Below are 10,713 nucleotides of genomic sequence, written 5' to 3' on the forward strand. Positions count from 1 at the left end.
ATTGAAATTTCAGTCGGTTTTTTTATTGAAATAAATTTTAAAAAGATGTTGAAATGGTATCGTTTAAATGTTATTTGAACTGAAGAACAAAATTCAATTTTGCATGTGAAATGACATCGTTATCGGGAACGATTGCGTAAAAAATTATGGTTAACTTAATGTTACTTCAAAGTTAAATGAGTAGCATTGGGTAGAAATTGAACAGACTAAAATTTAAAACCAAACATTATCACCAACCAAACTAGTTTTATGCGTAAACGGATTTTATTGTTTACCTTTTTTGTTTTTGCAACTGTATTATCATTTGCACAAACTAAAACCATTAAAGGTAAAGTAACTGACGAAAATGGAAACCCTCTCTCTGGTGTTTCAGTACTACAAAAAGGTTCTACCAAAGGAACAAAAACGGATGCTGATGGTAACTACACCATTGAAACCTCAAACGATGTAAAATCTTTAGTATTTTCATCTGTAGGGCAAAAAAGCGTTACCGAAACAATAGGTAACAAAACTACTATCAACGTTACATTACAATCAAATGCAGTAACTGGCGATGAAGTTGTAGTAATTGGTTATCAAACCATCAAACGTAAAGATCTTACCGGTTCTGTATCATCAGTAGGCGCTAAACAAATTAAAGATATCCCTGTTAACTCAGCAGCTGAAGCATTAACGGGTCGTTTAGCTGGTGTACAATTAACTTCTACAGAAGGTAAGCCAGGTTCAGAAGTAACCATACGTGTACGTGGCGGTGGTTCCATTACACAAGATAATGCGCCTTTATACATTGTTGATGGGGTGCAAGTTGAAAATGCACTCAGCGTTTTATCACCTCAAGATATTGAAAGTGTAGATGTACTGAAAGATGCATCAGCTACTGCAATATACGGTGCTCGTGGTAGTAATGGTGTTGTTATAATCACTACAAAAAAAGGTAAAAATGGTAAAACAATAATTAGTTATAATGGTTTTTATGGTATTAGACAATTACCTAAAAAATTAAGTGTTTTAGATCCCTACGAATTTGTAAAATACCAATACGAACGTAGCAGAAGAACTGCTGATAGTACGAATTTTTTAAGAAATTACGGTACTACTTGGGATACTATAAAGAATTTTCAAAACGTGCCTTTCATTGATTGGCAAGACGAAATGTTTGGCAGAAATGCAAAATTTACTAGCCATAATATAAGCGTATCAGGTGGTTCTGCAGCAACACAATTTAATTTTGGTGCAACTTCAAACAAAGAAGAAGGTGTGCTATTAAACAATGGTTTCGATAGAAAATTATTCAATTTTAGTTTAGATCATCAAGCAAATAACCGTTTAAAAGTGGGGGTAAGTACTCGTTACAATATTACTACTGTAAATGGTGCAGGTACTTCTGCTGATGGTTCTTCAGCTTCAACAAACCGTTTGCGTCAATCAGTAAAATATCGTCCGTTATTAATCGGTCAACAAGATATTAATGACTATGACCCTGCTTATGCACAAGAAACAAATGGTAATAGTTTATCATTGGTAAACCCGATAGCTTATAATGAATCTGAATATAGAAAAAATAAAACAGAGGTAATTAATATCAGCACTTACGCTACTTTAAAATTAACCAACTTCTTATCATTTAAAACAACATTCGGTTACGATATTACCAATGGTGCTTTAAATTCATTTGACGATTCATTATCAAACAACTCTCGTTTAAATGGTTCAAATTTACCATTAGCAAGTATTAACACAACTAAAAGAATCACCTACAACAACTCAAATGTATTAACATACACAAATGGTAATCAAAAAACTAGTTTTGCAAAACGTAATAATATAACAGCTTTGTTAGGTCAAGAAATTTATGACCGTACAGATAAATCTCAATACATAGAGGCTCGTTTGTTTCCATCAAATACAAAACCTCAATATGCATTTGCAAATATGAGTTTAGGTACATCTGTTGTAGGTACGCCTCGTACTTTTGAAGTAACTAGTAGGGTAGCGTCTGCATTCGGACGTATTAATTATTCAAGAGATAATAAATATTTATTAACCTTATCTGCACGTTCAGATGGTTCATCAAAATTCTCAAAAGAAAATCGTTACAGCTTCTTCCCATCTGGTTCATTCGCATGGAAAATATCTGAAGAAAAATTCTTTAGTAAAATCAAATCTGTAGTGAATGATGCTAAATTGAGAGTGAGTTATGGAGAAGCTGGTAACAATAGAATACCTGATTACTTATACGAAACTGTTTTTGTTACGGGTACTACTTATGGTATTAATAATGCAGGTACTATTGGTTTAATACCACAAACGTTATTAGCAAACCCAGATTTGTTATGGGAAAAAACAATATCACAAAACCTTGGTTTAGATCTTAGTTTTCTTAATAACAGAATTAATGTAACTATTGATGCTTATAAAAACATTTCAAAAGATTTGTTATTATCAGTACAAATACCGGTACAAAGTGGATACACCAATCAAATTCAAAATAAAGGATCAACTCAAAACAAGGGTATTGAATTTCAAGTTGTAGCAACGCCAATACAAAAGAAAGATTTTACTTGGACAAGTAGCTTCAACATCTCTTACAATAAAAATACCGTTAGAAGTTTAGGCGGTGCAAACTTCTTCTTACAAAATTCTGGTTGGGGTTTAAACTCAAACCCTGCTGATTATATTGTAAGAGTAGGCGACCCAGTGGGCTCAATGTATGGTTATGTTACAGATGGTTTTTATACATTGGATGACTTTAACTATAACCCAACCACCCAAGTATATACTTTAAAAGCAGGCGTTGCGAATAACCAAGCTGTTACTTCAGTTGCACCGCAGCCAGGTACTTTAAAATTTAAAAACTTAAGTGGTGACTCTGTAATTGATGCAACCAACGATAGAACCATTATTGGTAATGCAAACCCTAAATATTTTGGTGGCTTTAACCAGCAGTTTACTTACAAAAACTGGGATATGAGTGTGTTTGTTAACTTTCAAGTAGGTAACGATGTTTATAATGCCAACAAATTAGAATTTACTAGTGGGTATACACCAAATTCTAATTTACTTTCAATCGTTAAGGACAGGTGGACAAACGTTGACGCTCAGGGTAATTTTGTGAGAGATCCAGCAACATTGGCGGCACTAAATACAAATGCTAAAATATGGACACCAAGTACAGCCGCTCAATCATTTGTATTACATTCATGGGCAGTTGAAAAAGGCTCTTTCTTAAGAATAAATAATATTTCATTAGGTTATACTTTACCAGCATCATTTACAAAACGTGCTAGTATTAGTCGTTTCCGTATTTATGGCACAGTGAACAACTTAAAAGTGTTCACTAATTACTCTGGTTACGATCCTGAAGTGAGTGCAAGAAGATCATCACCAGTAACACCTGGTGTTGACTATTCAGCATATCCTAAGAGTCGTTCTTATATTGTTGGTGTAAATGTTAGTTTATAAAACCTATTAAAAAAGTAAAAAATGAAAAATTTCTTTAACAAAAAATTCATCATCGGTGCTTTTGCAATAGCAACTATCAGCATCGTTTCATGTAAAAAATATTTAGACGTAGCACCTGAATCATACTTTGCACCAGAGCTTACATTCGATAATCCTACCAATGCTTTAAAAGCAATTTATGGTACGTATGCTACACTTACAGGCGATAATGGCTACGGTATTCGCTTAAGTATGTACTATACTTTAGATGATGATATTATGATGGGACAAGGTGGTACGCCTTACCCTGATGGTGAACGTAGGGATATTGCACATTATAATGTTACACCGGCAAATACGCAATTGTCTGCACCATTTAACCAAATGTATTTAGGTATTGAAAGAGCCAACTTGTGTATTTATTACATTCCTAAAATGGCACAATACGAAACGGGTAATGCACAAGAAAAGAAAGATTTAAGAAGAATGCATGGTGAGGCATTAACCTTAAGAGCATTATTGGCTACTGAGTTGATCAGAAACTGGGGTGATGTACCTATGCAATTTGAACCATCGTTTACACAAACTAATTTGTTCAAACCGAAAATGAATAGAGATTCTATTTATGACCGCCTTATTGCAGACTTAGCCGTTGCTGAAACCTTAGTACCATGGCGTACAGAAGTACCATCTGATGAGCGTATTACACAAGGTGCAGTAAGAGGATTAAGAGCTCGTATTGCCTTGTACCGTGGTGGTTATTCACTACGTGTAAACCGTCAAATGGAAAGAGGTAGTAATTACTTAACTTATTACACCATTGCAAGAGATGAGTGTGCTGCTATTATGGCTCGTCCGGCTGATCATAAATTAAACCCTAGCTTTCAAGCAGTTTGGAAAGATAATATTTGCGCCAATAAAATTGAACCAAATGGCGAAGTAATATTTGAAGTTGCCATGGCTGGTGGTAGCAGTGCAACTGGTGATAGTAAATTGGGTTATTACAATGGCCCTCGTTATAATAGTTTAGGTAATGGTGCCCTAACAATATTGCCTAACTATTTTTATATGTTTGATTCTACAGATGCTCGTAGAGATGTAACCTGTGCTCCTTACAATATCAATGTTGGTAATACTTATACCGGTCGTTCTGGCGCAACCATTGTTGATGGTAAGTTTAGAAGAGATTGGATTTCTCCTAATGTATTAACCTCTGCAGCACAATACTTTGGCGTTAACTGGCCAATTTTACGTTTCTCAGATGTATTGTTGATGTTTGCAGAAGCAGAAAACGAAATCAACCAAGGCCCTACAGCTGCTGCTAAATTGGCTTTTGAAACCGTTCGTAAAAGAGCATTTCCATTGAATGATCCTTTAATTGGTGTTACACCATCAACTTATTCAGGCTTTTTTGATGCAATTGTAAAAGAAAGAGCACTTGAGTTAGGCGGCGAAGGTATTCGTAAATACGATTTAATTCGCTGGAACTTATTGGGTACAAAAATTAATGAAACAAAAGCATTGTTACCAATAATGGCTAGCAGAACAGGTTTGCCATGGAGCGGTTACCCAGCCAATATGTACTATAATAAATTAGTTACTACAGGCTTAGTTTGGGCTGGTTCTTATTACCGTCCTTCAGTAACCCCAACACCACCAACAACTACGTTTACTTCAGTATCATGGTTAGGAAGTGCAATTACTACTACAATAATTCCATACTATGCTATTGCATTTACACCTGGTAAAAGCGAATTATTGCCAATTCCTCAATCTGCAAGAGACGCAAACCCAGCTTTAACACAAGATTACGGTTATTAATACTTTTGATTTTGGTTTAATCTCAACAAGGCTGTTCTTTATTGAAAGACAGCCTTGCTTTTCTTGACCATCGCATCGTTTAAATTTCTTCCATTGAAAAGCATACCATCTTTAATTCTTTTAACCATATTATTTATCAATAGCCATTGCACACCACAAAATAAGTTGGGTAACATGCTTAACGATGATGGCCCTGTGGCTTTTCCTGGTGCTGAAGGCTTTGGAAAGTATACAACAGGCGGTAGAGGTGGTAAGGTTTATATTGTTACCAATTTAAAAGATGATGGTGAAGGGAGCTTTAGAGCAGCGGCTGTAAAAAAAGAAAACAGAGTGATTGTATTTGCAGTGTCGGGCACAATACATCTAAATAGTAAATTAAATATTGCTGGTAATTGTACCATTGCTGGGCAATCAGCGCCTGGTGATGGCATTTGTTTTGCTGATGCACCAGTGGTATTAGCTGGTAATAATATTATTGTGCGTTTTGTACGATTTAGAATGGGCGATAAAAATCAAAAAGGTGGTATGGTTGATGGTAATGGAGCAGACGATGCATTTGGTGGTACTAAACGTAAAAATATTATTATTGATCATTGTAGTATGAGTTGGAGTACTGATGAAGTATTTAGTGTATACAATGGCGATAGTACTACCTTACAGTGGAACCTCATTGCAGAGCCATTAAATTATTCATACCATTTTGAAACAGGTGATGCTGATTATGAAAAGCATGGCTATGGTGGCATTTGGGGGGGCAGGCATTTATCTGCTCACCACAATTTATTTGCACATTGTAAAAACAGAACACCCCGTTTTGATGGTATCCGTAATATTGATGAAGAGAATGTTGATTTTCGAAATAATGTAATTTATAATTGGGGCGATAATAACGTCTATGCAGGCGAAGGGGGTACTTATAATATTGTAAATAATTATTACAAGTATGGCCCATCAACGAAAGCAACGGTTAAATTTCGAATTGCAAACCCTTATAAAATTGATGGCAAAATACCTTTTGGTAAATTTTATGTAAATGGAAATTATGTTGATGGTTCACCCGAAAATACCCAAGCTAACTGGAAAGGGGTTGATATGGAAAAAGGTAAACCAGATGATAAGTTGGCTGCTCAAATAACACAGCCATTAGCATTTATGAATGTTACCACTCAAACAGCAACAGAAGCTTATCTATACATTTTGAATAATGTTGGTGTCACAGCACCTATAAGAGATACACTTGATGCCAGAATTATTAACGATGTAAAAAATAGAACAGGTAGGTTTATTGATGTACAAGGCGGTTATGCACATGGCACGGCTTATGAAACTACTTTAAACGCTTGGCCATTGCTGAAACAAGGAAATGTTTTGAAAGATACTGATCAAGATGGTATGCCAGATGACTGGGAAATTGCCCATCAATTAAATCCGAATAACGCAGCAGATGCTTCTTATACAAGCACTTCACAACATTATACCAATATCGAAATCTACTTAAATAGTTTGGTAAAATAATTTACAGTATGATGAATGTATTTTTTTCAAAATCAAGTGTAATGTTACTTTTTTCAATATTCATTGCTGTTCAACAGCCACTTGAAAAAAAGAAAATTACCATCTTTATGGCAGGTGATAGTACCATGGCTATTAAAGAAACCAAAGCTTACCCCGAAACAGGTTGGGGCATGCCTTTTCAATATTTTTTTGATAGTTCTGTTAGCATTGTTAACAAAGCTAAAAATGGCCGAAGTACTAAAACCTTTATCAGCGAAGGTTTATGGAGCAGTATCATTGATAATGTAACTGCTGGAGATTATGTTATTATTCAGTTTGGCCATAATGATGAATCAAAAGAAAAAGTAGAACGCTACACCACTCCGGAAGAATATAAAACCAATATATTAAGGTTCATTAACGAAACTAAAGCAAAAAATGCAACACCTATTTTACTCACACCAGTAAGTAGAAGAAAATTTGATAAACAAGGTAATGCTGTGGAAACACATGAAATATATTCAGCCATTGTTCGCAGCATTGCAAAAGAAACCAATGTACTTTTTATTGATGCTGATGAACAAACGAAAGCTTTGTATCAATCATTCGGTGAAAAAAATTCGACCTTACTATTTTTACAATTACAACCAGGTGAGCATCCAAATTATCCAGAAGGTAAAAATGATAATACCCATTTTAATGAACTTGGAGCTCGTTTAGTGGCGCAACTTATTTTAAAAGCATTGCAAAGTAGTTGTCCTGATATTGCATCAAGAATCATTGTTCCTGCTCCCAAAAAATAATTTCATGCGATCTATTTCAAAAAAATATGTATTGGTTGTTTTAATAATGGTTAGTAGCATTACCGCATTTGCACAAAAGCAAATTGTTGTGGCACAAACTGGTAAAGCAGATTTTACAACAGTTCAAGCTGCTTTAGATGCACTGCCTACGCCCAATACAACGCCCATTACCATCTTGGTAAAAAGAGGTATTTATAAAGAAACCGTAGTGGTAGATAGTAGAAAACAATTTGTGCATTTAATGGGTGAACCTAATGCCGATGTTACCATCACCTACAACAACCATGCAGGTACAAAATTACCCAATGGTGATACATTAAACACTTGGACCTGCGCTACTGTTTTTATTTATGCGAATGATTTTAAAGCTACCAATATTCATTTTGAAAATAATGCAGGTTTTACAGCCGGACAAGCAGTAGCAGTAAGGGTAGAAAGTAATAGAGTGGCTTTTAAAAACTGCCGATTTACAGGCTTTCAAGATGTACTTTTTTTGAGTGGCTCGGGTGTAAAGCAATATTTTGAAGACTGTTACATTGAAGGTACTACTGATTTTATTTTTGGTGCAGCTACAGCTGTGTTTAAAAACTGTCACATTCATTCTAAAAAAAATTCGCATGTAACGGCTGCATCAACCAATAGTATCATACCATTTGGATTTGTGTTTTTTGATTGCAACCTAACGGCTGATGATAATATCAACAACGTATCATTGGGTAGGCCATGGAGCCCCACTGCAAGTGTAACTTATATTAATTGCACTTTGGGTAAACACATTAATCCTGATGGTTGGAACAACTGGAAAAACCCTAGCAATGAAGCAACGGCAAGGTATGCCGAATACAATAGCAAAGGTATAGGTGCTAGTGCTGCCACAAGGGTAAAATGGAGCAAACAATTAAATGATGAAGAGGTTAAAAAATTTACATTAAATAATATTTTAGGTGATTGGCAACCTTAATTTTTGTGTATGAAACAAAAACAGATTATAATAATTTTTTTATGCCTCATGAGTGTGCAAAGTGTAATAGCACAATCAAAAGCATATAAAGCTGTAGCAAAAGCAACAGAACAATTAAGGGTTGCTATGCTCAATGCTGATAGTGCAACATTAGTGCATCTTACCAGCGATTCATTATCATACGGTCACTCAGGTGGTGGTATTGATAACAAAGCCACATTTGTAAAAAAACTACTTACAGGTGCAACTGATTTTACAACGTTGGATATTACCCAACAGCAAATTGTAATTGTGAATAATACAGCAATAGTTCGTCACCAATTATTTGCCAATACCAACGATAATGGCAAACCAGGAACCGTAAAGTTAGCAGTAATGCAAGTGTGGGTAAAGCAAGGTAAACAGTGGCAATTTGTGGGTAGACAAGCAATTAAATTACAGTAATTTTTTTGCAATATCGTTCCCGATAACGATTGCATAAATAAACATTTTAAAAAGAATAACATTACAATTTTTAACCACTAAAATTGTAACATAACAAATAAAATTATGCTCAAATTCTGTTTATACATAGGTGTTATTTTTGCTACTCTCACAAGCAACGCACAAAAAAATACATTGCCACCTGTTAAAAAAGTAGCTTTTAAAAATGCTACGTTTTCTATAGTAAAATATGGTGCTGTGGCTGATGGTATTACGCACAATACAAAAAGTATCAACGATGCTATAATTGCATGTAATAAAAATGGTGGTGGTACAGTGCTTGTTCCAAAAGGTATTTGGCTAACTGGCCCTATCGTTTTGTTATCAAACGTAAACCTTCATCTCGATAAAAACGCATTATTACAATTTACCAATGATTTAAATCAATATAAATTAATAGAAACCAATTGGGAAGGCTTAAAAGCTGTAAGAAATGAGTCGCCCATTAGTGCAACAAATGCAACCAATATTGCTATAACAGGCAGTGGTATTATTGATGGTAATGGTGATGCTTGGCGTATGGTTAAAAAAGATAAATTATCTGACAGCCAATGGAAAAATTTATTAAAACGTGGCGGCGTTGTAAGCGATGATAAAAAAACTTGGTACCCAACACCTAGCTCTTTTGCAGGCTCAAAAGTTGATAAGCCTGGTGTAATGGCTGGTAACAAAACGATACAAGATTTTGTTGCAATTAAGGATTTTTTAAGACCTAACTTATTAGTATTGACGAAGTGCGATCAAATTTTATTAGAAGGGGTTACTTTTCAAAATTCGCCTGCTTGGAATTTGCATCCGCTCATGTGTACCAACCTTACCGTACGTAATGTATATGCAAAAAATCCATGGTATGCACAAAATGGCGATGGTATTGATATTGAAAGTTGTAAAAATGTACTGTTAGAAAATAGCACATTTGATGTAGGCGATGATGGTATTTGTATTAAGAGTGGTCGTGATGAAGAAGGAAGAAAAAGAGCGATGCCAACAGAAAATTTATTGGTTAGAAACTGTACAGTATACCATGCACATGGTGGCTTTGTAATTGGTAGCGAAATGAGTGGTGGTGCTAAAAATATTTATGTAGAAGATTGCACATTTATTGGTACAGATATCGGGTTACGTTTTAAAACTACAAGGGGCAGAGGGGGTATTGTAGAAAATATTTTTGTAAACAATATTACCATGAAAGATATTGTAGGGGATGCTATTTTATTTGATATGTATTATGCAGCAAAAGACCCTATTGTATTAGCTGGCGAAAAAAGAGAAGCACCCGTAGTTGAGTTTAAAAAAGTTGATGAAACTACACCACAGTTTAAAAATATTTACATCAAAAATGTAGTAAGTAATGGTGCTGAAAGAGCTTTATTTGTAAGAGGTTTACCTGAAATGAACATACACGATATTGCTATTGAAAACTTTACCAGTGTTTCATTAAAAGGAATTGAAATGAGTGAAGCATATAATTTCACTTTAAAAAATTGCAAATTCATAGTAAGTGAAACCACACCTACGGTTGATGTGTTAAACAGTCACGATATTGATTTTGTAAACATTTTACCTATCACTACAGCACCTCAGTTAATACGAATTGGTGGTGAACGTTCCAGTAACATCCATTGGTTTAAAAATAAAGTGAACGATATTAAAACCAAAACCATTTTTGAATTTGGTGCTACTGATAAAGCCCTTCAAATTAACGACTAA

General features: G+C 34.8%; 7 protein-coding genes. All 7 read left to right on the plus strand.

All coding sequences use genetic code 11. The annotated features are described in order from the left end of the window. The first annotated feature begins 249 nt into the window (after positions 1 to 249). The 7 genes from ACFOWM_RS01075 to ACFOWM_RS01105 all read left to right on the plus strand — a co-directional run bounded on the left by ACFOWM_RS01075 (position 250) and on the right by ACFOWM_RS01105 (position 10,713). Positions 250 to 3,462, plus strand: coding sequence for a SusC/RagA family TonB-linked outer membrane protein (locus ACFOWM_RS01075; protein WP_379705828.1), 3,213 nt, complete (start codon positions 250 to 252; stop codon positions 3,460 to 3,462). A 21-nt stretch (positions 3,463 to 3,483) separates the two neighbouring features. Continuing rightward, positions 3,484 to 5,262, plus strand: a complete 1,779-nt coding sequence (locus ACFOWM_RS01080) for a RagB/SusD family nutrient uptake outer membrane protein (protein ID WP_379705831.1) — start codon at positions 3,484 to 3,486, stop codon at positions 5,260 to 5,262. 93 nt (positions 5,263 to 5,355) lie between these two features. Continuing rightward, positions 5,356 to 6,777: a pectate lyase family protein gene (locus ACFOWM_RS01085; protein WP_379705834.1), complete on the plus strand. Its 1,422-nt coding sequence runs from the start codon at positions 5,356 to 5,358 to the stop codon at positions 6,775 to 6,777. Positions 6,778 to 6,785: 8 nt separating this feature from the next. Then, positions 6,786 to 7,559, plus strand: coding sequence for a rhamnogalacturonan acetylesterase (locus tag ACFOWM_RS01090; protein ID WP_379705837.1), 774 nt, complete (start codon positions 6,786 to 6,788; stop codon positions 7,557 to 7,559). Positions 7,560 to 7,563: 4 nt separating this feature from the next. Continuing rightward, positions 7,564 to 8,520, plus strand: a complete 957-nt coding sequence (locus ACFOWM_RS01095) for a pectinesterase family protein (protein ID WP_379705840.1) — start codon at positions 7,564 to 7,566, stop codon at positions 8,518 to 8,520. A gap of 9 nt (positions 8,521 to 8,529) precedes the next feature. Continuing rightward, positions 8,530 to 8,964: a nuclear transport factor 2 family protein gene (locus ACFOWM_RS01100; RefSeq protein ID WP_379705842.1), complete on the plus strand. Its 435-nt coding sequence runs from the start codon at positions 8,530 to 8,532 to the stop codon at positions 8,962 to 8,964. A 105-nt stretch (positions 8,965 to 9,069) separates the two neighbouring features. Continuing rightward, entirely contained in the window at positions 9,070 to 10,713 is a 1,644-nt protein-coding gene (locus ACFOWM_RS01105) for a glycoside hydrolase family 28 protein (RefSeq protein WP_379705845.1), read from the plus strand.

Source organism: Ferruginibacter yonginensis (assembly GCF_042651465.1).
GTDB lineage: Bacteria > Bacteroidota > Bacteroidia > Chitinophagales > Chitinophagaceae > Ferruginibacter > Ferruginibacter yonginensis.